The sequence below is a fragment of the Synechococcus sp. 1G10 genome, from assembly GCF_002252625.1.
In the GTDB taxonomy this organism is placed as follows: domain Bacteria; phylum Cyanobacteriota; class Cyanobacteriia; order PCC-6307; family Cyanobiaceae; genus Regnicoccus_A.
In genome coordinates this window covers 196,469-217,115 of sequence record NZ_NQKW01000003.1, presented here as the reverse complement: position 1 = coordinate 217,115, position 20,647 = coordinate 196,469, and the positions used below count along the sequence as shown (strand labels likewise).

The window sequence follows — 20,647 nt, the reverse complement described above, 5'->3', positions numbered from 1 at the left end:
AGGTTCCCCCAGACCCACCGTTTCCGGATCGATTCCCGTCTCCTGGAGCTTCTGCAGTGCCAGCGCTCGTGCGGTATCGGCGCGTTGCTGCTTCTGGTTCGCCCGGCTGCTGAGCTTTTCTTTGCTGTTGTCGTCGCCTTGCTCGGCCTGTTTGGCTGCAGCATCAGCCTGCTTCTGGCGCCGGCGGACCTGGGCCTTGGCCGCCGATCTGCTCGACCGCTACGAAATCCCTTACGAATGGGACGCCAACCGGCGCCGCATCCTGATCGGCAGCCTTGATGTGGTGCCCAGCATCCGCGAGGATCAGGTGCAGCCGTCGGTGGGCTGGCCGCTGTTCGAGATCACCCTCCAGAGCGGCAACGCGCCGGTGATCCTGCGCGGCATCCTCAGGGTCGATCGCGCCTGGTGCCGGGTGCTCGAGTTCGCCGAGGAGCTCGGCATCAGCGTCACCTTCGAGCCGTTCACCCTGCTGGAGCGGCGGGGCGGGTAGCAGGGGTCTGCAGCAGCCCACAGGCTCACGCGGTTACCAGTTCCTCCAGCCACGCCTGGAAGCTCTCCAGATCCGCAGTGATCTGCGGCCACAGGGCGATGGCCCGCTGGAGCAGCAGCTTCACCCGATCCGCCTCCAGTTCGTAGGCGTACAGGTGGCGCACCACATGGCGGAAAGCCAGCAGTTCGGTCAATCCCAACCGCACTGCCGGGCTGAGCACCGCCGGCCTCGTCTCGGTGCCGATGGCCATGCGATCCAGCAGCCGCCGCTGCCAGGGATCGAGGGAGGCCATCAGAGCTCGAGCCTCACAACACGATGGCCCGCTCCCGGATGCGCTGCTGCCAGTGGGGCGGCAGGCTTTCCAGGCGCACCAGATCGATCGGGATGGCCGGATCCAGGCTGTCGAGCTCGGCACTGGCAGTGAGCAGCGCCTCCGGCGGCAGACCCGCCACCGCCAGGTCCACATCAGAGCTGCTCTGGGTGCGCCCCTCGGCCACCGAGCCGAACAGCCAGACGCCCTCGATGCCCGGCCAACCCTGCCGCAGTCGCCCCGCTGCCTGAGCGGCCAAGCTGCGGGCCGCCCGCTCCCGGGCCTGGACCGAGGCGATCGCCTCCTGCCGGCGCTGGGGCCAGATCAGGCGCTGGGAGGGGCTCACCAACATGGATTGAGCCTATTCACACCGCCCGCAGCTCGCCGTTCGCCAGCCGCTCGCGGAAGTCGGCCACGGTGGCGGCCAGGCCCTCGGTCAGGGGGATGCGCGCCCGCCAGCCCAGCGCCGCCAGCCGGCTCACGTCCAGCTGTTTCTTCGGGGTGCCGTCGGGCTTGCTGCTGTCCCACTCGATCGTGCCGGCAAAACCCGTGGCCGCCGCCACCGCTTCCGCCAGCTCGCGGATGGTGAGGTCCACTCCGGTGCCCACGTTCAGGAAGCTCAGCCCAGCCGGCCCATCGGGCTTCCAGTGCTCCAGGGCGAAAAGGGAGGCCTCGCCCAGATCGTCGACGTGCAGGAACTCGCGCAGGGGCGTGCCCGTGCCCCAGCAGCTCACACACTCGTCGCCACGTTCGGCGGCTTCATGGAAGCGGCGGATCAGCGCCGGCAGCACGTGGCTGTTGACCGGGTGGTAGTTATCGCCCGGCCCATACAGATTGGTGGGCATCAGGCTGATGGCATCGAAGCCGTGCTGTTGCCGCAGCGCCTCGCAGAGCTTGATGCCGGCGATCTTGGCGATCGCATACCACTCATTGCTGGGCTCCAGCGCGCCGGTGAGCAGCGCCTCCTCACGGATCGGCTGCGCCGCGAACTTCGGATAGATGCAGCTGCTGCCCAGGAACAGCAACCGCCGCGCCCCGTGCCGCCAGGCGTTCTCGATCACATGGGTCTCGATCTTGAGGTTGTCGAGCAGAAAATCGGCCGGGTAGGCCGCATTGGCATGGATGCCGCCCACCTTCGCCGCCGCCAGCACCACCACAGTCGGCCGGTGCGTCGCAAACCAGCCCTCCACAGCCGCCGCGTCGCGCAGGTCGAGTTCCTCTCGCCCGGGGGTGAGCAAGGAGCCATAGCCCGCCCGTTGCAGCGCCCGGCAGATGGCGCTGCCCGCCATGCCGCGATGGCCGGCCACACATATGCGGTCTTCTGGGGTGATCAGCGCTTCACTCACGACCGCCCACCACCTTGAAGCCCTTGAGGCGCAGCAGCGCCTCCTTGCGCGCCTCCTCCTTGTCGTGGGCCACCATCTCCGCCACCAGCTCGCCGAGGCTGGTGGTGGGTGTCCAGCCCAGCTTGGTGTGGGCCTTGCTGGGATCGCCCAGCAGCGTTTCCACCTCGGCGGGACGGAAGTAGCGCGGGTCGATGCGCACCACCACCTCGCCGGTGCTGCGCCTGCCGATCTCGTCCACCCCCTCGCCTTGCCACTCGATCGGCCCCCAGCCCAGCTCAGCGGCCGCCAGCTCGATGAAGCGGCGCACGCTCTCCTGACGGCCGGTGGCGATAACGAAATCCTCCGGACTCTCCTGCTGCAGCATCCGCCACTGCATCTCCACGTAGTCGCGGGCGTGGCCCCAGTCGCGCAGGGAATCGATGTTGCCCATGAACAGGCAGTCGTCGAGGCCGGCATCGATGCGTGCCAGCCCGCGGGTGATCTTGCGAGTCACGAACGTTTCGCCCCGGCGCGGTGATTCGTGGTTGAACAGGATGCCGTTGCAGGCATACATGCCATAGGCCTCGCGGTAGTTAACCGTGATCCAGTAGGCATAGAGCTTGGCCACCCCATAGGGGCTGCGCGGATAGAAGGGCGTGGTTTCCTTCTGGGGGATTTCCTGCACCAGCCCGTACAGCTCACTGGTACTGGCCTGGTAGATGCGTGTCTTGTGGGTGAGGTCCAGGATGCGCACCGCCTCCAGGATCCGCAGCGTGCCCAGCGCATCGCAGTTGGCGGTGTATTCCGGGCTCTCGAAGCTCACCGCAACGTGGCTCTGGGCACCGAGGTTGTAGATCTCATCGGGCTGCACCTGCTGCACGATGCGGATCACATTGGTGCTGTCGGTGAGATCCCCGTAGTGCAGAACCAGGCGTGGATCGCTTTCGTGGGGATCCTGATACAGATGGTCGATCCGCTGGGTGTTCAGGCTGCTGGCCCGCCGCTTGATGCCGTGCACCACATAGCCCTTCTCAAGCAGCAACTCAGCCAGATAGGAGCCGTCCTGTCCGGAGATACCCGTGATCAGAGCGGTTTTCGGCATTGGTGCAGCGCCTTGTCGGTGGGTGAACCATTGCAGCAGGCCGTCTTTTGCGCAAGTTCAGCAGCGACTGAAACGGCAGTGGCAGAGTTGGGTGCGGAGGTCTGCTGTGGCAGCGTCGGCTGGATCGACAAGCTCAGCTCGATGGCCATGTTTCGGCCACTTGCCGACCGGAGGTCGTTTCGGCGGTGTCACGCCACGGCTCAGCGGGGAGCCCCGAACTCGGGCGGGGCTGTATGCAGGGGATGGGTTGCCGAAACGTATCAGCCCAGCGACACCGCAGGACACCACATATGGTGTGCCGCACGGCCTGATTCTGGAGGCTGCCGCAGAGGCTTGGCCCCGCCCCGGAGTTCAGGTCTGCCAGATCTCCTGCCAGATCTCCACTGCTTCTGGGTTGGCGGCGCAGACAGCAGCGAACTCCTCAGGTGCTGTAAGCATCAACACATCAGTGCATCGCCCTTTCAGCCTGATCGAGTGAGGCTCCTGAAGCAGCCAGCTGCTCGTGATCCGCTTCAGCGCCGCAGGTAGCGCGTCCCACGGTGCCCGCTCGCGACATTGCGCTTGTGGCTGCTCCGTGAAACCACGGATGCACTGCCTAATCGTACAGACGTACTATTCATAAATCGGTTCGGGCTTGTCGTCGCTACGGTCATGGCAGATAACGAAGCGCCGGTTTCCTCGGGTCGGCCCGATCCGTTTCCCTTCCTCGATCGCGCCGGCTATGCATCCCTTGTCGGCGGCTGCCTGGTCGTTCTGATCACGTTCTTTACCTCCTACAGCCATGTCGATCTCCTCGGGATCCGCTTCAGCGTCAATCAGCAAATCGGAATTCCTTTCCTCTTTACCGCCGTGGCGGCGCTGGTTGGCGAAGTTAAACTGGCATCCAACGATCGATGCGCAGATCAGAGCGCTCGAAAGCGAGAGGCGTACGCAGCTGCTCGAGAGCGAGATCGTGCAGCTCGAGACAGAGAACAAACGGCTCGCCGATCTCGAATCCAGGCTCGATGCCTTGTTGCTCAGTGCCGATTCATCCTCGCAGACACCTCCCGCAACCGGCTCCAATTGAGTGAAGCGGTGGCCGTATTGATAGAAGAGATCAAGCCGTCTGAATCCTGAGGTTGGCTGAAGTCTGCCCTATTCGAACCCGGGCCTGCCTGCATGATCCTCTCAGCAACAATGTTCTGGCAATGGCGTGTTGCGTTTTGCGCGCGAGCGGCTCAGCCGCTCCGCCGCGCCCACAAGGTGAACGGCTCGAAGCTCTCGCTGATCCCGAACTACTCGGCAAAATTCAGCTCCCGGCGGTGGTTGGTGTGCCACCCTTAAGGAATCGCTTAGCGGGCGAGCAGGTCGGCGGCTCACCTGGCGGAGAAGGGCTGAGCGACCACCCAATTACCAGACAAGCTGAATGGTAATTCAAGGCGATGGTGATTGCTATGAGAAGCACGATCACGTCCCGCGGTCAGACCGTGATCCCGGCGGCGATCTGCGAGCGTTTCGCGCTCGGCCCCTCCCAGCGCCAGCTGGCCGATCGGCTGGCTGATGCTGCGCTGGAGGCGTGATAGCCCGGGTCTGCCTCGACACGTCGGCATTGCTCACCCTGCGAGATGATGAGCCCGGTCCCGATCAGGTCTAGCAGGCCCTCGAAGCTCCTGTGCGTTGCATGGCTTGTTTCATCACCCGGATGGAGGTGCTCCACCGCGTCTGGAAGGACGAGGGTGAACGGGCCGGCCGGCTGGCTGGAAGCCAGTGAGCCCCTGCTGATCAGTGCGGCGCAGATCATGGCCACCCATGCCCTGTCCCTTTCGGCCGCCTGGATTGCTGCGGCTGCTCTGCAAGGTGGCGCCACCCTCATGCATATGGACCCGGAGTTTCAGGCCATCGACGCTCTCGCCCAGGAGTGGTTGGCCTGAGCGGGCAGGCTGCCTCCGCGGTTCACCCTGGCCAGCAGCCGACCCAAATGTGCGAATGCTCGATTCAGGTCATGATGCGAGTAGTAGCACTCCAGGTTTTCGGTTGTCTTTGCCATGGCACCTGGCCTCGCTCCGATCTCTCAGCAGCCCGTCACGACTCCCGATGCCCAGTTGGTGGCCGAGGCCTGTCGCCGCGCCGCCCAGGCCCTCGGCCTGAGCCGCGATGAGCTGAGCGCCGTGGTGGGCAAACACCGCACCAGCATCGAACGCACCGGCCTCGACCCCGAAACCAAGGAAGGTGAGCTCGCACTGCTGTTTGTGCGGGTCTACCGCAGCCTCCATTCCCTGTTCGGTGGTGATCAGACCCTGATGCGCCACTGGATGCAGCAGCCCAATCACCACCTCGGCGAGCAGCCACCGCGGCTGTTGCTGGCGCGAATTGAAGGGCTCACCCGCGTTGCCAACTACCTCGATGCCCTTCGCGGCTGATTGCGCAGCGGCCCCATTAGTTCCCTTCTCCGGTGCGATTCATCGGATCACCGACCGTCAGGGCGAGAGCGGCACAGCCGACTTGGTTGATGGTCTGCGGCAGCAGGCGCGCCTGGAGCAGCTGATCGAGACTGTCAAGCCGCAGCGCGGGCGCTGGAAACGGCTCTGGCAGAACGGGCCTTTCATGCCCTGCGGCTGCTGGAGGGCTCACCGCTGCCAACGGGTGCCCGAATTCAACGCCTGCAGACTGCCTTCAGCGTGCAGCTCTCCACGCTGCGTGGCCTGGCGCTGCAGCGCAGCCTGGCAGCCGAGGCCCTTGCTGCCATCACCGATCCCTGCAGCTATGCCGCCAGCCAGCGCTGCGGTGATGCCATGCGTGAGCGCAGTGTCCAGGCGTTTGAGCTGCCTTCTGCCCGCTCGCCTCAGACACCTCCAGTTGTGGGGGTGCTCACTCCCTATGCCTTCAGCAGCACACCCTTCGATTTCCAGGACTGGACTCTTGAGATCACCTCCGAGGGTGTGACTGCTGTTTGCTTCGCTGGGGGCCTGGCGAGGCACTTCACAAGGGAGCAGTTTCTTGTGGAGGGTTGCTGGCCAGTGCCTTGAGAGATCCAGCGGCGAGTTCGGCTCCCTGCAAGCCAGCCAAAATGCCGTCATGAACCGTTCCGCCGACTGGCTGCACCAGGCGCACGCAGATCTCGACCAGGCCCTGGTGAGCGCCAAGGCGGGGCACCATGAATGGGCTTGTTTCGGCTGCCACCAGTCGGTGGAGAAGGCCCTGAAGGCACTTCACCTCAGCCTCAGCCAGCAGGTCTGGGGTCATGGACTGGGCCGATCCTTCCGCGATCTGCCTCCCTCCGCCTCTGCCCAGCTGGGAAAAGCCGTGACGGATCTGGAGGATCGACTTCGCATTCTCGATGCCCTCTACATCCCCACCCGCAACCCAGATAGCCTTTCCGATGGGGCCCCAACCGACCATTTCGGTCGTCTGCAAAGCGACGACGCTCTTCGCCATGCCCGTGCGCTCGTTGACGCAATCCGTGATGCGCTGGCCTGAGCCCGATCAGGTGATGCGCCAGGTCAGAGCCTGGACTGGCGTGCAGGCAGCTCGTGTGCCTTCCCTGGAGAAAGTGGCGGTTTTCGGCAGTTATGGACGGGGCACCGCTGGAGTCGGCAGCGACCTGGATCTTCTGCTGATCGACGCACACGCCAGCGGGCCTCAGCACGAGAGGTTGCTGCGCTGGCCCCTGGAGCTGCTGCCCCTCAGCTGCGATGCGCTTGTGCTCACCCCCAGCGAACACGAGGAGCTGATGGCGGCTGGATCCCGATTCGCCACCGAGCTGCGGAGCGATGCCCGCTGGGTTTGGTCACGCCCGCTCACCCACCCCGCCGATCCAGGTGAAGGTGGCTAGGGCAGAGCCAGCCAGTGCAGATCGCCAAAACGCTGAAAATCCCGATCGAAGCTCACCAGCCTCCAGCCATTGGCCATCGCCAGGGCCGCCAGATAGGCATCGGTGCAGTGCCGTGGGGCCAGCTCTCCCGTGCGCAGCAACGCATGGAAGATCTCCCAGCCGTCATGGTCTGGTGCGGCCATGGTCACGCCGGGTTGGCGGCAAAACCCCTGCAGGAACTCCGAGGCCTCGGCTCCGCTCTTCACAGACGTGCCCATCAGCTTCGGCTGGCTCAGCAGCCGCACCAGCCCGAGGGCGGTGAGCGTGCAAAACAGCACCTGTCCAGCGGCTTGTTCCTCCCAGTAGTGCAACGCCTGGCGGTGATGGGCATGGTTCACCCAGGCCAACGCCAGCCACACGTTCAGATCAGGCAGGTCTGCATTGGTGCTCAAGGCTCGAGCAGCTCGAACAGCGATGCGTTGCTGAGCTGTTCGCTGGCCATGGCAAGGGGGCCCTCCAGCCTGGGCAGGGTGGCCGCAGATCGCGGTATTGGCGACTCTGGAGGAGCCGTGCTGAGACCCTGCTCCACAAAGCTCTGCAAGAGCTGCTTGAGCGTGACGCGCTCGCTGGCCGCCCGCGACTTCAATCGCGCGAACAACGGATCCGGAAGCTCCAGGGTGGTCCGCATGCCCCTTCGTGTGCAGTGTGCGCATCTTAGTGCGCATCAACCCCAGCGGGCTGCTGCAACTGCTGAATCTGGCCAACGGCCAAGGGGCTAGACGCGAGACAGGCGACCTCAGCGCGGCGCTGATGGTCATCGATGTGGTGATGTTCGCCGCCAGCCAGTGCTTCCTCACGCCGATCAGTTATCAAGACGAACCTGATGGTGTACTCACCCGGCAACGATCGCTTCCTGGATGTCCTGCGTTTCGGCTGGCCGCTTTCGCTGCTCTAGGCCCTGGTGATCCTGAGTTTTTTACATCGGAGCGGCAACCATGGGTTGTCGCCTGATCAGACCAAGCAGCAAGCAGCAGGGAGGTTCGTGGTATGAGAGCGGCGCAATGGCTCCTCCTGCATGGCCCCTCACCACGTCCCTGTAACCAGGCGCCGCGGTGTCATCCTCGCCGGGGGATCGGGCACCCGGCTGCATCCGATCACCCAGGCGGTGAGCAAGCAGCTGCTGCCGGTCTACGACAAGCCGATGATCTACTACCCGCTCAGCACCCTGATGCTGGCGGGCCTGCGCGAGATTCTGGTCATCTCCACCCCCCGCGATCTGCCCCAGTTCCGAGCCCTGCTCGGTGATGGCAGCGCCTGGGGCATCTCGCTCTCCTACGCCGAACAACCCAGCCCCGATGGTCTGGCCCAGGCCTTCTTGATCGGCGCCGAGTTCCTGGCCGGCCACTCCGCCGCCCTGATCCTGGGCGACAACCTCTTCTATGGCGGCGACCTCTCGCGCAACCTGCAGGCCGCCAACGCCCAGGCCACTGGCGCCTCCGTCTTCGCATACCGCGTGGCCGATCCCCAGCGCTATGGCGTGGTGGGATTCGATGAGCAGCGGCGGGTGGTGTCGCTGGAAGAGAAGCCCCTGCAGCCCGCTTCCAACTACGCCGTCACCGGCCTCTATTTCTACGATCCCGATGTGGTGGAGCTGGCCCGCCAGGTGACGCCCTCCGCCCGTGGCGAGCTGGAGATCACCAGCCTCAACCAGCTCTATCTCGATCGCGGTGATCTGCGCGTTGAATTGCTGGGCCGGGGCATGGCCTGGCTCGACACCGGCACCTGCGATTCCCTCCACGAAGCCGGCAGTTACATCCGCACCCTGGAGCACCGCCAGGGCCTGAAGATCGGCTGCCCCGAGGAAGTGGCCTGGCGTCAGGGCTGGATCAGCTCAGAACAGCTCGAATCCCTGGCGGCGCCGCTGCGTAAGTCGGGCTATGGGGCTTACCTCGAAGCACTGCTCCAGGAGGGTCTCTGAGGCCATGCCCAGCCTTTCCCCTCTGCTCGTGATCGGCCGCTCAGGCCAGGTGGCTTCGGCCCTGCAGCGCTTGGCCCCGGTGCTGCTGCCCCAGCGGCCGCTGCTGCTGGCAGCCAGGCCTGAGCTGGATCTGGCGGCCCCCGCCCCAGAGCTGGACGCCACCATCGAGCAGCTTTTGGAGCAACACCAGCCCGCCCTGGTGCTCAATGCCGCTGCCTACACCGCCGTGGATAAGGCCGAGAGTGAACCAGAGCAGGCGGCGGCCATCAACAGCACCGCCGTGGGCGTGCTTGCTCGCGCCTGTGCCGCACGCTCATTGCCCCTGTTCCACCTCTCCACCGACTATGTCTTCGCCGGTGATGGCGAACGCCCATGGCGGGAGGACGATCCCACCGGCCCGCTTGGGGTCTACGGCGCCAGCAAGCTGGCAGGAGAGGAGGCCCTCAGAGCCGCTGGCGGGCCCCATCTGCTGCTGCGGGTGAGCTGGGTGTTCGGCGAGGAGGGGGCGAATTTCGTGCGCACCATGCTGCGTCTGGGCGCTGAGCGCCCCGGCCTCTCAGTGGTGGCCGATCAGATCGGCGGCCCCACCAGTGCTGAAGCGATTGCCACCACTTGGCTGCAGCTCGCCGAAGCGGCCATCTCCAACCAGTCACCGCTGGACCCTGCCAAGCCGTTCCCCTGGGGCACCTATCACTACGCCGGCGAACCGGCCGTGAGCTGGCATGGCTTCGCCGCCGAGATCTTTGAGCAGGCTGTCGCCCTGGGCTTGCTGAAGCAGGCTCCCGCGCTCACGGCCATCCCCACCAGTGCTTACCCCACCCCAGCGGCGCGCCCCCCCAATTCCCGGCTCGACTGCAGCCATTTCCGTGCCGCCTTTGAGATCCCCCTGCCCGATTGGCGCGAGGATCTGCGCAGTTGCCTGCGCGCATGGGCCTGATCAGCGAGTCAATCTGAATCCCAAGAGTCTCAACAGTCCCCTGTCACTGGCCAAATGACCCGCCATCTGCTCGTCACCGGCGGCGCCGGCTTCATCGCCGGCAATCTGGTGCACCACTGGGCCGCCGCCCACCCTGCCGACCGGATCGTGGTTCTAGATGCCCTCACCTACGCCGGCAACCGCGCCACGATCGCGCCCCTGATCGATTCCGGCCGCATCAGCTTCGTGCACGGCGATATCGGTGATCGGGCGCTGGTGGATGGCCTTTTGGCCGAGCACGCCATCACCCATGTGGCCCACCTGGCGGCCGAGTCCCACGTCGATCGCTCGATCACAGGGCCAGGCGCCTTTCTCGCCACCAACGTGAACGGCACATTCACACTGCTGGAGGCGTATCGCGCCCATTGGCTCGCGGCTGGATCACCAACCGACTGGCGTTTTCTGCACGTGAGCACCGATGAAGTGTTCGGCAGCCTCGAGCCCAGTGATCCGCCCTTCTGCGAAACCACCGCCTACAGCCCCCGCTCTCCCTATGCCGCCAGCAAGGCCGCCAGCGATCACCTCGCCCGCGCCTGGCAGCACACCTACGGCCTGCCGGTGCTGGTGAGCAACTGCTCAAACAACTACGGCCCTTATCACTTCCCCGAGAAGCTGATCCCGCTCACTTTGATCAATATCCTGCTGGGGCGGCCCATTCCGGTCTATGGCGATGGCTCCAACGTGCGCGACTGGCTGTTCGTGGAGGATCACTGCCGCGCCCTCGATCGCATCCTGCTCGCCGGTGAACCTGGCCGTACTTACTGCATCGGCGGCTGCAACGAGGTTGCCAACCTCGATCTGGTGCACATGCTCTGCGCCCTTATGGATGAGCTGGCGTCGGAGCTGCCGCTGCGCCCCAGCCGGGAGCTGATTCGTTTCGTGACCGACCGCCCCGGCCACGACCAGCGCTACGCCATCGATGCCAGCCGCATCCGCGAGGAGCTGGGCTGGCAGCCCCAGATGACGGTGCAGGGGGGCCTGCGCCGCACTGTGCATTGGTACCTCACCAACCGCGACTGGTGGCAGCCGCTGCTCTCCGATGAGTACGCCAGCTACATGGACTCCCAATACGCCTCACGGCTCGCCTGATTGTTGATCCCACGCTTGATCTGATGCAGATCGTTCCCCAGTCAATTCTAGAAGTGCTCCTGTTCGTGCCAAAGGTGTTCGGCGATGAACGAGGCTTTTTCGTGGAAACGGCCCGCCAGAATGTGCTGGATGAAGCTGGCATTCCGCCCCTGATCCAGCACAACCAATCACGCTCCCGCTGCGGTGTTCTGCGTGGGTTGCATTACCAACTGGTGCAGCCCCAGGGGAAGCTGGTGCGCTGCTCCCGCGGTTCGGTCTTTGATGTGGCCGTGGATGTGCGCCGTGGCTCACTCACCTTCGGCCACTGGGTGGGCGCCATCCTTGATGATGTGAGCCACCACCAGCTCTGGGTGCCGCCGGGATTTGCCCATGGTTTCCTGGTGCTCAGTGAAGTGGCTGATTTCTGCTATCTCTGCAGCAACTATTACCATCCCGCCTCAGAACAGGGCATCGCCTGGAATGATCCGGCGGTGGGTATCGCCTGGCCCGACTTGTCGGACGGGGTTGAGCTGCAGCTTTCAGCCAAGGATATGGCGAATCTCAAGCTGGCAGAGCAGGATCCCTTGCACTTGCCAGCATTAAATTGAGGTGGTGTCAACGCCCGCAGATGTAATAGTTTTCCGATCAGGAGTACTGCTTGAAGATATCGCTGCTGCGGTGGTGCCAGTCCCGCTCCTCGCGCTAAGATGTCCAGTAAGTCTGTATAACCTTGAGCGTGGCCATCGAAGCCACCTACAGCGCCGCCCGCGAACAGCTCAAGAGCCTCATGGATCGGGTGGTTCAGGATTGGGATGTGGTGCTGGTGCGTCGCCGCAAGGGTGGTGACGTGGCACTGGTCGCCGCTGACGAGTTGGAAGGGCTGCTCGAAACGGCCCATCTGCTCCGTTCACCACGCAATGCCGAGCGACTGCTGAGCGCCCTTGAGCGAGCCCGAAGCCACAGCTTGCCCACCATGCCGCTCCCTGATCTGGCATCACCGACTGACCCATGAACAGCCGAGGACAGGCCGTGTGTCATCCGGAATTCCTCGAGGACTTGCAGCACTGGATCAGCACCGACCGGCGAACGGCCAGCCGGTTGCTGGATCTCCTGAAGGCAGTGCTCCGCGATCCCATCAGCGGTATCGGCAAGCCTGAACCGCTGCGCTACCTGGGCAGTGATGTGTGGTCGCGCCGCATCACCCAGGAGCATCGTTGCGTCTACATGGTGAAGGCCGATCGGGTCGAGTTTCTACAAGGCCGCTACCACTACTGACACCCTTAGGAACACTGAGATCTGTTGTCTCTTGCCCAGTCTCTGGTCAAGCCTCCTGCCACGTACCTCCTAGGCAGCCCAGCCGTCGCCGTCCTGCTCCTCGTCGTCGTCACCCTCCGGCGGCCACTGCAGGGTGACCACCACCGGTGCATGGTCGCTGGGTTTTTCGTTGGCCCGCACCGCCTTGTGGATCACGCAGCCGGTGGCCCGCTCCCGTAGTTCCTCGCAGAGATAGATGTGGTCGATGCGCCAGCCGCTGTCGCGGTCCCAGGCGCCGCTGCGGTAGTCCCACCAGCTCCAGTGGCCCGATCCGGGCTCGAAGACGCGGAACACATCCTCCAGCCGCCCATCGAGGGCCAGGCGCAGGGCCTGCCGCTCGGCCTCGCTGGCCATGATCCCGCCACTGAGCCGCTTGGGGTCGTGGATGTCGCGGTCGTCGAGGGCGATGTTGAAGTCCCCCACCATGCAGAGGGGGTCGCCGTCGTTGTCCTGAGCGTCGAGGTAGCGGCGCAGGCAGGCAAGCCATTCCAGCTTGTAGCCGTACTTGTCGGAACGCAGCGATGAGCCGTTGGGTACGTAGAGGTTGAGTATCCGCACCCCCTCGATCCGGGCGCTGATCACCCGCTTCTGCTCCGCCAACGCCAGGGCCGCTTCATCGGCCAGCAGGGCGTCGAAGCCGACGCGCACATCCTCGAGCGGCAAACGGCTGAGGATCGCCACGCCGTTGTAGGCCTTCTGGCCGCTGATCACGCCGCTGTAGCCCAGGGCCGTGAAGGCCTCCATCGGGAAGGCCCCGTCTTCCACCTTCGTTTCCTGCAGGCAGAGCACCTCAGGGCTTTCCCGGTCCAGCCAGGCCACCAGCTGCTCCAGCCGGCTGCGCACGGAATTGACGTTCCAGGTGGCGATCTGCATGCCGCAACTTTCAGCCACCGCTGGTGGCCCTTAGCATCAAGGCACCATCCTGTCCCGTCGCACGCCTGCCATGGCCCGCCCCCTGGCCCTTGCGGCCTTTGCCCTGCTGGCCGCTCCCCTGTTCGTCCCGCCGGTTCAGGCCCAGTCGTCGTCCGGCAGCTTCGGGCAGTCGATTCAGGAGCAGCAGATCTACGACAACAGCCCCACCGGCCGCCCCAGCAACGGCATCCTCGAATCTGGCAATCCGCTTGAGCTGATGAACAAGCTGCGGCGCAACAGTGCCCTCGACAACGCCACCCAGCCCGGTGACGCCATCGATCAGGCGATCAAGGACCTGGAGGCTCAGGCAGCTCCATAGGTTCAGGGGGCTGCCCAGCCGCTGGCTGCTTCTCAGACGGTGCAGTCGAAGAAGACGGCTGCTCAGACGGATTGGTTTTTCCCTTCGCCCCTTTGATTCGCCGCAGCGGTTCCAGTCCCCAGGCCGCCGCCACGTCATCGAGGCGAAGATCGGGCTGATTGGGATTCAGACGCCGGGCTCGATCGAGCAACTCCAGGGCCTGGGGGGTCTGCCCCTGCTGCTGCCGCAACAGGGCCTGGCCCAGCACCGGCCGTGGGTCGACGGGGTGAGCTGCTGCGAGCTTGCGGTAGAGGTCATCGGCGGCCTTGGTCTGCCCCCGCCGCTGCTGCAGGTCGGCCAGCAGCAGCCCCAGCCCCAATGCCTGCTCACTGGCTTTCTCTCGGCTGGCTTTCTGGTAGGACTTGGTGAGCAGGGCCTCGGCTTCCGCTCCCCGGCCCTGCTCCAGCTGCAGCAAAGCCATCAGCTGCAACGCCTCGATCTGGTCGGGTCTGAAGTTGAGCAGCTGGCGCAGCTCCCGCTCGGCGCCGCTCGGATCCTTCTGGTCGCGGCGCAGTTCCGCCAGCATCAGCCGCAGACTCCAGCGCTCCGGCTGTTGATCGGCCATGCGCTCCAGCAGGGCCGTGGCCTCGGCCTTGTTGTCGAGGGCCAGCAGCAGCTGCAGCAGCCGTTGCTGCTGGCTCTCGCTGGCCTGCCCCCGGCTCACCTCCGCCCGCAGGCCGATCGCCTGCTTCTCCAGCTCGATCCGGGAGCGGTCCAGCGGCCGGCTGCCCAGGCTGCGCTGCCCCAACCACCACCCCGCCATCAGGGAAAGGGCCGTCAGGGCCGCCGCACCCAGCACCAGCAACGCCCGTGGCCGGGCGCCCAGAGCGGCAGCGGAGGGGCGGGAGGGCATCGATCCTGAACCAGGCCCAGCAAGTCTGGCCCCTGGTGCCCTCGCTAGATTGCGGCCCGGGCCAATGGATGCCCCCACCGACGATGCGTCACCATCCCATTTCCCCGGTCACCGAACCCCTGCAGTACCGGGCCATCGGCGTGGTGCGTGGTCAGTACGTCCCCACCGACTCCGAGCAGCTCACCCGTGGGCTGATCCGCACCGACGACGGCAGCGAGATCGACGCCGTCGTGCTGGGCCGTGTGCTCAGCCTGGTGCGCCGCCACCTCGACCTGGACCGCTCTCACCTCTGGGTGGTCTACCCGCGCTGCCGGGAAGCCGGCTCCCTCCACCTGCAGATGGTGGGCGTCTGGGAGCCCAGCACCCTCAGCGAGCCGGATCCTGATGCTGATCCAGATGCAGCGCCAGCCGATCAGGCGGAGCCAGCCTCCGACGCTCTCCCCGAAGGCGACGACTACTTCTCGGTGCGTGGCGAGCTCATCTACACCCGCCCCGACTCCAACGAGCTGGTGGTGAAGGTGCGCCAGCGTCCCCGTCCGGATGGCAGCCGCCCCCAACCGTTCAAATTGCCCCTCAGCGGCAAGGTGCCCCTGGAGCATCTGCGTCACTTCGTGGCCCTTGACCTGCGCCGCCAAGGCCAGAACCTGCAGGTGGAGCGCTTTGAGGTGATCGGACCGGTGGCCCAGCGCGGCAGCCGCGGTGGCAAGGGACGCACGGAACGGGGCGGCCACCGCACGCCCGTGAGCCGTCCCGCCCACTGAGATGGAAGCCCGGCCCCAGCTCGGTGATGGCTCCTCCGAGGCGCTGCGTGTCGGTGCCGTGGTGGCTGGCGGCACCCTGCTGGCCGTGCTCGGCCCCGCCCTGGGCCTCTCTCCCTGGCTGGTGGCCCTGGCCGCTGGCGGTGGATTGACCGGGCTCACCGTTGATTCGGCCCGTTTCGGCGGCCGCGGCGGCCACCTGCTGGCGGAAACACTCCCCGGTGGGCTCGCCCGCCTGCGGCGCATCGCCATCCACGAGGCTGGCCATGCCCTGGTGGCAGAGCAGGAAGGCTTGGCGGTGAAGCAGGTGCTGGTGGGCAGCCTGGCCTGCCTGCGGGCTGGCGTCGGGGCCAGCGGCAGCACTGAGTTCGAGCCCCCCGAGCACGCCAAGCTCCCCCCCGACGACCTGCGCCGCTGGAGCCGGGTGCTGCAGGCCGGCATGCTCGCCGAGCGGCTTCTCTACGAGCAGGCCCGTGGAGGCGCCGACGACCGGGCCCTGCTCGGGCGCCTCTGGGGGCTCTCTGGCTTCGATGTCGACACCGCCCAGCGCGAGCAGCGGCGCGCCCGCCGTGAGGTGGAGCAACTGCTGCGCCGCCGCCAGAGCGAGCTGGAGGCCCGCGCCGAGGCCCTGGTGCTGGCGGCCCCCCGCTTGCTGCGCGCCACCGCCTGAGCTCCATGGTGCTGGCCTTTCTGGATTGCCCCACCGGCCTGGCCGGCGACATGCTCCTGGCGGCCCTGCTCGATCTGGGCCTGCCTGAGGCCGTGATCCACGAGCCCCTGGCCCTGCTCGGGCTGGAGGGCCGCTACCGCCTGCACCACCAGGACACCCGCAGTGGCGGCCTGCGGGGGCGCCGGCTCACGGTGGAGACGCTCGAGCCGGATCCCCCCCACCGCTCCTGGGGCGGCCTGCGCCAGACCATCAGCACCAGTGCCCTCGAGCCGCGTCTGCGCGAGCGGGTGCTGGCGGTGTTCAGCCTGCTGGCGGACGCCGAGGGGGCGGTGCACGGCCACGCCCCCGAGCAGGTGCACTTCCATGAGGTGGGGGCGCTCGATGCCCTGGTGGATGTGGTGGGGGTCTGCGCCGGCCTGCTGCACTTTCAGGTGGAGCAGATGATCTGCGCCCCCCCGCCCGCCGGCCATGGCAGCGTCAGCACGGCCCATGGCCGCTTGCCCCTGCCGGCCCCGGCGGTGCTGGAGCTGGCCAGGCGCGGCGCCATTCCCCTGGCGAGCGCAGAAGGGTTCCCGCCAGGGGAGCTCACCACCCCCACAGGCCTGGCCCTGATAGCCAGCTGGGCCGAGCGTTTCGGCCAGGCACCCAGCCTGGTGCCGCTGCAGGTGGGGATCGGCCTGGGCCACCGGGTGCTGGACCGCCCCAACCTGCTCCGTCTCTGGCTGGGGGCAACCGGCTCCGGAGCTGAGTCGTTGGCCACTACGTCGGCCAATGCTGCCCAGCTGGAAACGGTGCTGCAGCAGCAGGCCCAGATCGATGACGCCAGTCCCGAGGACCTGGCCTTCCTGGTGGAGGAACTGCGCCGCGTCGGTGCCCTCGAGGTGTTCACCGCTGCCATCCAGATGAAGAAGGGTCGCCAGGGGGTGCTGCTCACCGTGCTGGCCCGGCCGGATCAGGCCGAAGAGCTGCGCCGGATCTGGTGGCGCCACGGCAGCAGCCTCGGGGTGCGCGAGCAGCTGCAGCAACGCTGGGTCCTGCCGCGCTCGAGCCGCGCGCTGCGCACGCGCCTGGGGGTGGTGCAGGTCAAGCAGGCCGAAGTTCCCGGCGGCCCCCATCGCTACAAGGCCGAACACGACGACCTGGCGGCCCTCGCCCGCCGCCATGGCCTCAGCCTCGCCCAGGTGCGCCAGGTGGTGGACGAGGCCGCGGTCGGGGACAATGCCTGGGTTCAACCCCCCACCAGCTGATGACGTCCCCCCAGCAGCTGTGGTCAGCGCTGATCGCCCGCTTGCCGCCACTGCCGCCCCTGCCGGGTGGTGCACGCCTTTGGGTGACGCTGCTGAGCCTGGGCTTCCTGCTGGCGGCCCTCAAGGGCAACGGTGAGCAGCTGCTGGCCCAGCGCCTCGATCCCCAGGGCTGGCTATGGCTGGTGATCGGGGTGGGGGTGAGCCTGCTCAGCCTCGTGATCAACGGCCTGGCCTGGGCTGTGTGCCTGCGCTGGTTCCGGCTCAGGCCCCGCTGGGGCCTGAGTGTGCGCGCCTACCTGAGCACCAACCTGCTCAAGTACCTGCCCGGCGGCATCTGGCACCTGGCGGCGCGGGTGCGCCTGCTCGGCCAGGACGGGCGCCTGCTCGATGGCCCCCATTCATCGGTGGCCACCCCCCTGGCCCTGGCGGCCACCCTGCTGGATCCGCTGCTGGCTGCCAGCGCAGCCCTGGCGCTCGCAGCGGCAGTGGGCTGGACGGCTGGCTGGCCCCTGCTGGGTCTGCTGCCCCTGCTGCTGCTGGTGCCGCGCTGGTTCCAGCCCCTGCTCCAGCGTCTCGAGCGCTCGCGCGAGCGCCAGCTGGCCCGGGCTCAGCGGTCCGCTGAAGCGGAGCCGACGGCTACAACCAGCCCTGAATCAGCCGGGTTCGTGCTGCCCGGTTACCCGCTGCTGCCGTTGCTGGCACTGGCGCTGTTCGTGCTGGCGCGCTTCGGGGGGTTTGCGGCCTGCGTGCTGGCCTTTGATCAGCAGTTGTCCCTGCCCTGGGTCGGCTGGCTGCTGGGCTTCTCCCTGGCCTGGACAGCGGGCCTCGTGGTGCCCGGCGCCCCCGGCGGCCTTGGGGTGTTCGAGGCGGTGCTGCTGCTGCAGCTGGGCGGGCAGGTGGCGGAAGCCCCGCTGCTGGCCGTGGCGCTCAGCTACCGCCTGGTGGTCACGGCGGCTGATCTGCTGGCAGCCCTCACCGCCCGGCTGGATGGGGCCCTCGACCAGCCGCGCCGGCCAGGAAACCGGGTTGCAGCCTGAGGCGCCTCTCCTCTTCGCAATTGCTGGAACTGTTGAGAACAGCGGCTAAAGTGTCGTTGATGTTCGGGGTGATCCAATGGCATCCCGATTGCAGGAAGGTTCGCCAGCCCCAACGGGGCCGGCAACCGAACTGCGCTCCAGCCTGCATGGGCGAGGCCAGCGGCTTACGCCCCAGCGCCAGACGGTGCTTTCTCTGTTCGAGCGCATCGGCGAAGGCAGCCACCTCAGTGCCGAGGAGGTGCATCAACGCCTGCTGCGGGCCGAGGAGCGGGTCTCCCTGGCCACGGTGTACCGCACCCTGCGCCTGCTCAGCTCGATGGAGCTGCTGCGGGAACTGGAGTTGCCGGAAGGGGGCCGCCGCTTCGAGCTGGCCAGCGACGCCCATCGCGATCACCACCACCTGGTCTGTGTGGGCTGCGGCCGCACCGAGGAGTTCGAAAGTGCCGTGGTGCTGGCCGAAGGCCGCCAGGCCGCCGGCAGCCATGGCTTTCGCCTGATCGAGTGCGTGCTCAACGTGCGGGCCCTGTGTCCTCGTTGCGCGGCCGGCGAATCCGCCTGAACGGCGACTCCAGCCCCAGCTGGTGGTCGGCCCAGTGGGCGCTGAGGGCAGCGAGCAGGGTGGCGCGATCGCCGTGGAGCCTGAGCATGGCTGAGGTGCGAGAACGATCCCAAGGCTGGGCCCTGCGGTTTGGAGCTCCGGGCCCAACGGTCACCGATGGGGGAGTGAAAAGGCACAGACCAGTGACCCTTCGGCGACGGGTGGCGAAAGTGGCCGGGCTTGCAACAAAGCTCGTTATTGAGAACTGATTGCAAAAGGGCAGGCTTGCTGTTTAGATTGCGAGTCATTCGCAATAGCGACGGTCTCGTGAGCTTCCGTTTCCTGCCCGATCAGCCCCTCTCCTGCGTGCGGATGCCGGCCGGCCAGACCGTGCTGCTCGATCCCGCTCTCCGCCCAGGCGGCACGTCGATCCAGGTGCTCGAAGGCATCGCCCGCGTCTACTGCCCCTGCGAGGAAACCGAAGGCATGACCCTGGCCTTCCTCCAGCCCGGCGATCAGCTGCGCACCGACCGCCTCTGCAGTGAAGGCGTCTGCGTGGAGGCCCTCACCCCCCTCTGCTTCCGCTCCGAAGCCGAAGCCAGCGACGGCAACGGCTTTGATCCGGTCAACGAATGGACCCTGCAACTGCTGCGCATTCGCCATCTCGGCTCCGCCGAGCAGCGCCTGCATGCCCTCTTCGGTCTGCTGGTGCGTCGCCTCGGCCGCCGTTGCGGTCCCTGGTGCGATCTGCCCTTCCGCCTCACCCACGAGCGCATCGGTGAGTTGATCGGCACCACCCGGGTGACCACCACCCGCTTGATCTCCAGGATTCGCCAGGCTCAGCTCCTGGAAGCCCCTGCCGGCGAACCCGGGCTGCGCCTGGCACCCTCCCTGGTGGAATCAGCCCCCCTGGCCGCCGCCTGATTCCCCTTCCCGCGCCACCGCCACCACAGCCGCCGCCGCTGCTGCCCTGCCCGCTTTCGGCTGGCTGGGAGCTGGTGGCCCACGGCGTGCTTCCTGCCAAAGGCCGCGATGGCCGCAGCCTCGGGGGCTTTTCCGCCATTGCCAGTGATCCCCGCGATGGGCGCCTCTGGCTGCTGAGCGACCGCGACGAACCCGAGCTGGTTCCGATCTGGGATCTGGACGCTCTTGGCAGGCGACCCCTGCGCCTGGGTGAGCGTCTGCCCCTGCGCAACGCCACGGGCAAACCCTTCCCGGCCCCCCTCGATGCCGAGGGCCTGGTGCTGGAGGGCAACGACCTCTGGATCGTGACGGAGGAGCGCCGCAGCGCCGATCGCCCCGCCCAGCTGCTGCGCTTCGATCGGCGCAGCGGCCACCTGCTCCAGGCTCTGCCTCTGCCCCAGCCATGGAGAGCCGCCCCCGGCCAGGGCCTGGCTGTCAATCAAGGGCCCGAATCGCTCACCCGTCTGCCGGGCTCACCCCTCACCCTGCTGCTGGCGGCCGAGCGCCCCTTGCTGCAGGATCCCCCCGATCAGCTGCGTCTGCTGGAGCACGGACCAGGGGGCTTCCGGCCCGTGGGTTCCCTGCAGCTGCTGTTGCCCGCCCCCTACTGGGGGCTCACCGAGTTGTTCGCTCCCCCGGGCGGTGGGCTGCTGGGTCTGGTGCGGGGCTTCGAGCCGCCCGCCAGCTGGTGGACCCAGCTGTTGCATTTTTCCCCGCCTGGCCCGGAGGGGTTGTTGCAGGCGCCGCTGGCGCGCTGGGATCTGCTGGCCGCCGGTCTGCCCCCAGACAACTGGGAGGGACTGGCCCTGGGGGCTCCCCTGTCCGATGGCCGTCCCACCCTGCTTCTGGTGAGCGACGACAACTTCAATCCACTCCAGGCCAACCGCCTGGCCCGCCTCGCCCCGCGCCGGCAGGCCGGCTGCAGCAGCAACAGCAAGTAATTCCCAGCAGCACCGGC

General features: G+C 66.8%; 32 protein-coding genes. 22 read left to right on the top strand and 10 right to left on the bottom strand.

The window, feature by feature from the left end; genetic code table 11:
• Positions 1–196: 196 nt before the first annotated feature.
• Complete coding sequence (locus CJZ82_RS04555) at positions 197–490, top strand: hypothetical protein (RefSeq protein WP_369820019.1); 294 nt, start codon at positions 197–199, stop codon at positions 488–490.
• A gap of 25 nt (positions 491–515) precedes the next feature.
• On the opposite strand, the gene CJZ82_RS04550 is transcribed toward CJZ82_RS04555, so the two are convergent.
• The 6 genes from CJZ82_RS04550 to CJZ82_RS04525 all read right to left on the bottom strand — a co-directional run bounded on the left by CJZ82_RS04550 (position 516) and on the right by CJZ82_RS04525 (position 4,289).
• The gene (locus CJZ82_RS04550) at positions 516–782 is read right to left on the bottom strand and encodes a hypothetical protein (protein WP_198949658.1); all 267 of its coding nucleotides are present in this window, start codon (positions 780–782) and stop codon (positions 516–518) included.
• Between the two features lie 13 nt (positions 783–795).
• The gene (locus CJZ82_RS04545) at positions 796–1,152 is read right to left on the bottom strand and encodes a nucleotidyltransferase family protein (RefSeq protein ID WP_094554583.1); all 357 of its coding nucleotides are present in this window, start codon (positions 1,150–1,152) and stop codon (positions 796–798) included.
• Positions 1,153–1,165: 13 nt separating this feature from the next.
• Positions 1,166–2,146 (bottom strand): GDP-L-fucose synthase, encoded by a 981-nt coding sequence (locus CJZ82_RS04540; protein WP_255380779.1) that lies wholly within the window; start codon positions 2,144–2,146, stop codon positions 1,166–1,168.
• Entirely contained in the window at positions 2,139–3,227 is a 1,089-nt protein-coding gene (gmd, locus tag CJZ82_RS04535) for a GDP-mannose 4,6-dehydratase (protein WP_094554582.1), read from the bottom strand. Before gmd ends, CJZ82_RS04540 begins: the two co-directional genes overlap by 8 nt.
• A complete protein-coding gene (locus tag CJZ82_RS18245) occupies positions 3,209–3,376 on the bottom strand; it encodes a hypothetical protein (protein ID WP_158218485.1) in 168 nt (55 codons plus the stop codon). The genes gmd and CJZ82_RS18245 overlap by 19 nt, the downstream gene beginning before the upstream one ends.
• A gap of 463 nt (positions 3,377–3,839) precedes the next feature.
• Complete coding sequence (locus CJZ82_RS04525; RefSeq protein ID WP_094554580.1) at positions 3,840–4,289, bottom strand: hypothetical protein; 450 nt, start codon at positions 4,287–4,289, stop codon at positions 3,840–3,842.
• Between the two features lie 371 nt (positions 4,290–4,660).
• Here CJZ82_RS04525 and CJZ82_RS18840 point away from each other — a divergent pair, with 371 nt between their 5' ends.
• The 6 genes from CJZ82_RS18840 to CJZ82_RS04495 all read left to right on the top strand — a co-directional run bounded on the left by CJZ82_RS18840 (position 4,661) and on the right by CJZ82_RS04495 (position 7,038).
• Entirely contained in the window at positions 4,661–4,786 is a 126-nt protein-coding gene (locus CJZ82_RS18840; protein WP_233130047.1) for a type II toxin-antitoxin system PrlF family antitoxin, read from the top strand.
• A gap of 156 nt (positions 4,787–4,942) precedes the next feature.
• A complete protein-coding gene (locus tag CJZ82_RS18835; RefSeq protein WP_233130046.1) occupies positions 4,943–5,137 on the top strand; it encodes a PIN domain-containing protein in 195 nt (64 codons plus the stop codon).
• Between the two features lie 114 nt (positions 5,138–5,251).
• Positions 5,252–5,626: an MbcA/ParS/Xre antitoxin family protein gene (locus CJZ82_RS04515; protein WP_094554579.1), complete on the top strand. Its 375-nt coding sequence runs from the start codon at positions 5,252–5,254 to the stop codon at positions 5,624–5,626.
• A gap of 153 nt (positions 5,627–5,779) precedes the next feature.
• Positions 5,780–6,232 (top strand): RES domain-containing protein, encoded by a 453-nt coding sequence (locus tag CJZ82_RS04505; RefSeq protein WP_094554577.1) that lies wholly within the window; start codon positions 5,780–5,782, stop codon positions 6,230–6,232.
• A 49-nt stretch (positions 6,233–6,281) separates the two neighbouring features.
• Positions 6,282–6,683, top strand: coding sequence for a HEPN domain-containing protein (locus CJZ82_RS04500; protein ID WP_094554576.1), 402 nt, complete (start codon positions 6,282–6,284; stop codon positions 6,681–6,683).
• The gene (locus CJZ82_RS04495; RefSeq protein ID WP_233130045.1) at positions 6,670–7,038 is read left to right on the top strand and encodes a nucleotidyltransferase domain-containing protein; all 369 of its coding nucleotides are present in this window, start codon (positions 6,670–6,672) and stop codon (positions 7,036–7,038) included. Before CJZ82_RS04500 ends, CJZ82_RS04495 begins: the two co-directional genes overlap by 14 nt.
• Here the strand turns inward: CJZ82_RS04495 and CJZ82_RS04490 are convergent.
• Positions 7,035–7,469, bottom strand: coding sequence for a TA system VapC family ribonuclease toxin (locus tag CJZ82_RS04490; protein WP_094554574.1), 435 nt, complete (start codon positions 7,467–7,469; stop codon positions 7,035–7,037). The two genes, CJZ82_RS04495 and CJZ82_RS04490, sit on opposite strands and share 4 nt — an antisense overlap.
• Positions 7,466–7,705 (bottom strand): hypothetical protein, encoded by a 240-nt coding sequence (locus CJZ82_RS04485; protein WP_094554573.1) that lies wholly within the window; start codon positions 7,703–7,705, stop codon positions 7,466–7,468. Before CJZ82_RS04485 ends, CJZ82_RS04490 begins: the two co-directional genes overlap by 4 nt.
• A gap of 29 nt (positions 7,706–7,734) precedes the next feature.
• Between CJZ82_RS04485 and CJZ82_RS18600 the strand changes: the two genes are divergently transcribed.
• The 7 genes from CJZ82_RS18600 (at position 7,735) to CJZ82_RS04455 (ending at position 12,314) form a co-directional block, all read left to right on the top strand.
• Positions 7,735–8,028, top strand: a complete 294-nt coding sequence (locus CJZ82_RS18600) for a hypothetical protein (protein ID WP_198949662.1) — start codon at positions 7,735–7,737, stop codon at positions 8,026–8,028.
• Positions 8,029–8,092: 64 nt separating this feature from the next.
• On the top strand, positions 8,093–8,995 hold the full coding sequence (gene rfbA, locus CJZ82_RS04480; RefSeq protein WP_094554572.1) for a glucose-1-phosphate thymidylyltransferase RfbA: 903 nt from the start codon (positions 8,093–8,095) through the stop codon (positions 8,993–8,995).
• Positions 8,996–8,999: 4 nt separating this feature from the next.
• On the top strand, positions 9,000–9,932 hold the full coding sequence (gene rfbD / locus CJZ82_RS04475) for a dTDP-4-dehydrorhamnose reductase (RefSeq protein WP_094554571.1): 933 nt from the start codon (positions 9,000–9,002) through the stop codon (positions 9,930–9,932).
• Between the two features lie 54 nt (positions 9,933–9,986).
• The gene (gene rfbB / locus CJZ82_RS04470) at positions 9,987–11,060 is read left to right on the top strand and encodes a dTDP-glucose 4,6-dehydratase (protein ID WP_094554570.1); all 1,074 of its coding nucleotides are present in this window, start codon (positions 9,987–9,989) and stop codon (positions 11,058–11,060) included.
• Positions 11,061–11,083: 23 nt separating this feature from the next.
• The gene (gene rfbC, locus CJZ82_RS04465; protein WP_094554569.1) at positions 11,084–11,647 is read left to right on the top strand and encodes a dTDP-4-dehydrorhamnose 3,5-epimerase; all 564 of its coding nucleotides are present in this window, start codon (positions 11,084–11,086) and stop codon (positions 11,645–11,647) included.
• Positions 11,648–11,775: 128 nt separating this feature from the next.
• On the top strand, positions 11,776–12,051 hold the full coding sequence (locus tag CJZ82_RS04460; protein WP_094554628.1) for a type II toxin-antitoxin system Phd/YefM family antitoxin: 276 nt from the start codon (positions 11,776–11,778) through the stop codon (positions 12,049–12,051).
• A gap of 17 nt (positions 12,052–12,068) precedes the next feature.
• The gene (locus CJZ82_RS04455) at positions 12,069–12,314 is read left to right on the top strand and encodes a Txe/YoeB family addiction module toxin (protein WP_233130044.1); all 246 of its coding nucleotides are present in this window, start codon (positions 12,069–12,071) and stop codon (positions 12,312–12,314) included.
• A 69-nt stretch (positions 12,315–12,383) separates the two neighbouring features.
• Here the strand turns inward: CJZ82_RS04455 and xth are convergent, their stop codons facing one another.
• Positions 12,384–13,226 carry an exodeoxyribonuclease III gene (gene xth, locus CJZ82_RS04450; RefSeq protein WP_094554567.1) on the bottom strand — a complete coding sequence of 281 codons (843 nt, stop codon included), beginning with the start codon at positions 13,224–13,226 and terminating at the stop codon, positions 12,384–12,386.
• Positions 13,227–13,296: 70 nt separating this feature from the next.
• Between xth and CJZ82_RS04445 the strand changes: the two genes are divergently transcribed.
• Positions 13,297–13,584, top strand: a complete 288-nt coding sequence (locus CJZ82_RS04445) for a hypothetical protein (protein ID WP_094554566.1) — start codon at positions 13,297–13,299, stop codon at positions 13,582–13,584.
• Here the strand turns inward: CJZ82_RS04445 and CJZ82_RS04440 are convergent.
• Positions 13,553–14,476 carry a lipopolysaccharide assembly protein LapB gene (locus CJZ82_RS04440; protein WP_143593536.1) on the bottom strand — a complete coding sequence of 308 codons (924 nt, stop codon included), beginning with the start codon at positions 14,474–14,476 and terminating at the stop codon, positions 13,553–13,555. The genes CJZ82_RS04445 and CJZ82_RS04440 overlap by 32 nt on opposite strands.
• A 68-nt stretch (positions 14,477–14,544) precedes the next feature.
• Between CJZ82_RS04440 and CJZ82_RS04435 the strand changes: the two genes are divergently transcribed.
• From CJZ82_RS04435 to CJZ82_RS04405, 7 genes are all read left to right on the top strand, one after another.
• Positions 14,545–15,237 (top strand): hypothetical protein, encoded by a 693-nt coding sequence (locus tag CJZ82_RS04435; protein ID WP_369820018.1) that lies wholly within the window; start codon positions 14,545–14,547, stop codon positions 15,235–15,237.
• A 1-nt stretch (position 15,238) separates the two neighbouring features.
• Complete coding sequence (locus CJZ82_RS04430; protein WP_094554564.1) at positions 15,239–15,904, top strand: hypothetical protein; 666 nt, start codon at positions 15,239–15,241, stop codon at positions 15,902–15,904.
• A 5-nt stretch (positions 15,905–15,909) separates the two neighbouring features.
• Positions 15,910–17,151 (top strand): nickel pincer cofactor biosynthesis protein LarC, encoded by a 1,242-nt coding sequence (gene larC, locus CJZ82_RS04425; RefSeq protein ID WP_094554563.1) that lies wholly within the window; start codon positions 15,910–15,912, stop codon positions 17,149–17,151.
• A complete protein-coding gene (locus CJZ82_RS04420; RefSeq protein WP_094554562.1) occupies positions 17,151–18,188 on the top strand; it encodes a lysylphosphatidylglycerol synthase domain-containing protein in 1,038 nt (345 codons plus the stop codon). Before larC ends, CJZ82_RS04420 begins: the two co-directional genes overlap by 1 nt.
• Before the next feature lie 76 nt (positions 18,189–18,264).
• Positions 18,265–18,747 (top strand): Fur family transcriptional regulator, encoded by a 483-nt coding sequence (locus CJZ82_RS04415; RefSeq protein ID WP_094554561.1) that lies wholly within the window; start codon positions 18,265–18,267, stop codon positions 18,745–18,747.
• A gap of 306 nt (positions 18,748–19,053) precedes the next feature.
• A complete protein-coding gene (locus CJZ82_RS04410; protein WP_094554560.1) occupies positions 19,054–19,650 on the top strand; it encodes a Crp/Fnr family transcriptional regulator in 597 nt (198 codons plus the stop codon).
• 86 nt (positions 19,651–19,736) lie between these two features.
• The gene (locus CJZ82_RS04405) at positions 19,737–20,630 is read left to right on the top strand and encodes an esterase-like activity of phytase family protein (protein ID WP_233130043.1); all 894 of its coding nucleotides are present in this window, start codon (positions 19,737–19,739) and stop codon (positions 20,628–20,630) included.
• Positions 20,631–20,647 lie beyond the last annotated feature (17 nt).

Excerpts from the sequence above, each read along its gene's own strand:
- CJZ82_RS04550 (WP_198949658.1), bottom strand. The coding sequence starts at position 782 with ATGGCCTCCCTCGATCCCTGGCAGCGGCGGCTGCTGGATCGCATGGCC.
- CJZ82_RS04545 (WP_094554583.1), bottom strand. The coding sequence starts at position 1,152 with ATGTTGGTGAGCCCCTCCCAGCGCCTGATCTGGCCCCAGCGCCGGCAG.
- gmd (WP_094554582.1), bottom strand. The coding sequence starts at position 3,227 with ATGCCGAAAACCGCTCTGATCACGGGTATCTCCGGACAGGACGGCTCC.
- CJZ82_RS18245 (WP_158218485.1), bottom strand. The coding sequence starts at position 3,376 with ATGGCCATCGAGCTGAGCTTGTCGATCCAGCCGACGCTGCCACAGCAG.
- CJZ82_RS18840 (WP_233130047.1), top strand. The coding sequence starts at position 4,661 with ATGAGAAGCACGATCACGTCCCGCGGTCAGACCGTGATCCCGGCGGCG.
- CJZ82_RS04515 (WP_094554579.1), top strand. The coding sequence starts at position 5,252 with ATGGCACCTGGCCTCGCTCCGATCTCTCAGCAGCCCGTCACGACTCCC.
- CJZ82_RS04500 (WP_094554576.1), top strand. The coding sequence starts at position 6,282 with ATGAACCGTTCCGCCGACTGGCTGCACCAGGCGCACGCAGATCTCGAC.
- CJZ82_RS04495 (WP_233130045.1), top strand. The coding sequence starts at position 6,670 with ATGCGCTGGCCTGAGCCCGATCAGGTGATGCGCCAGGTCAGAGCCTGG.
- CJZ82_RS04485 (WP_094554573.1), bottom strand. The coding sequence starts at position 7,705 with ATGCGGACCACCCTGGAGCTTCCGGATCCGTTGTTCGCGCGATTGAAG.
- rfbA (WP_094554572.1), top strand. The coding sequence starts at position 8,093 with ATGGCCCCTCACCACGTCCCTGTAACCAGGCGCCGCGGTGTCATCCTC.
- rfbD (WP_094554571.1), top strand. The coding sequence starts at position 9,000 with ATGCCCAGCCTTTCCCCTCTGCTCGTGATCGGCCGCTCAGGCCAGGTG.
- rfbB (WP_094554570.1), top strand. The coding sequence starts at position 9,987 with ATGACCCGCCATCTGCTCGTCACCGGCGGCGCCGGCTTCATCGCCGGC.
- rfbC (WP_094554569.1), top strand. The coding sequence starts at position 11,084 with ATGCAGATCGTTCCCCAGTCAATTCTAGAAGTGCTCCTGTTCGTGCCA.
- xth (WP_094554567.1), bottom strand. The coding sequence starts at position 13,226 with ATGCAGATCGCCACCTGGAACGTCAATTCCGTGCGCAGCCGGCTGGAG.
- CJZ82_RS04445 (WP_094554566.1), top strand. The coding sequence starts at position 13,297 with ATGGCCCGCCCCCTGGCCCTTGCGGCCTTTGCCCTGCTGGCCGCTCCC.
- CJZ82_RS04440 (WP_143593536.1), bottom strand. The coding sequence starts at position 14,476 with ATGCCCTCCCGCCCCTCCGCTGCCGCTCTGGGCGCCCGGCCACGGGCG.
- CJZ82_RS04435 (WP_369820018.1), top strand. The coding sequence starts at position 14,545 with ATGCCCCCACCGACGATGCGTCACCATCCCATTTCCCCGGTCACCGAA.
- CJZ82_RS04430 (WP_094554564.1), top strand. The coding sequence starts at position 15,239 with ATGGAAGCCCGGCCCCAGCTCGGTGATGGCTCCTCCGAGGCGCTGCGT.
- larC (WP_094554563.1), top strand. The coding sequence starts at position 15,910 with ATGGTGCTGGCCTTTCTGGATTGCCCCACCGGCCTGGCCGGCGACATG.
- CJZ82_RS04420 (WP_094554562.1), top strand. The coding sequence starts at position 17,151 with ATGACGTCCCCCCAGCAGCTGTGGTCAGCGCTGATCGCCCGCTTGCCG.
- CJZ82_RS04415 (WP_094554561.1), top strand. The coding sequence starts at position 18,265 with ATGGCATCCCGATTGCAGGAAGGTTCGCCAGCCCCAACGGGGCCGGCA.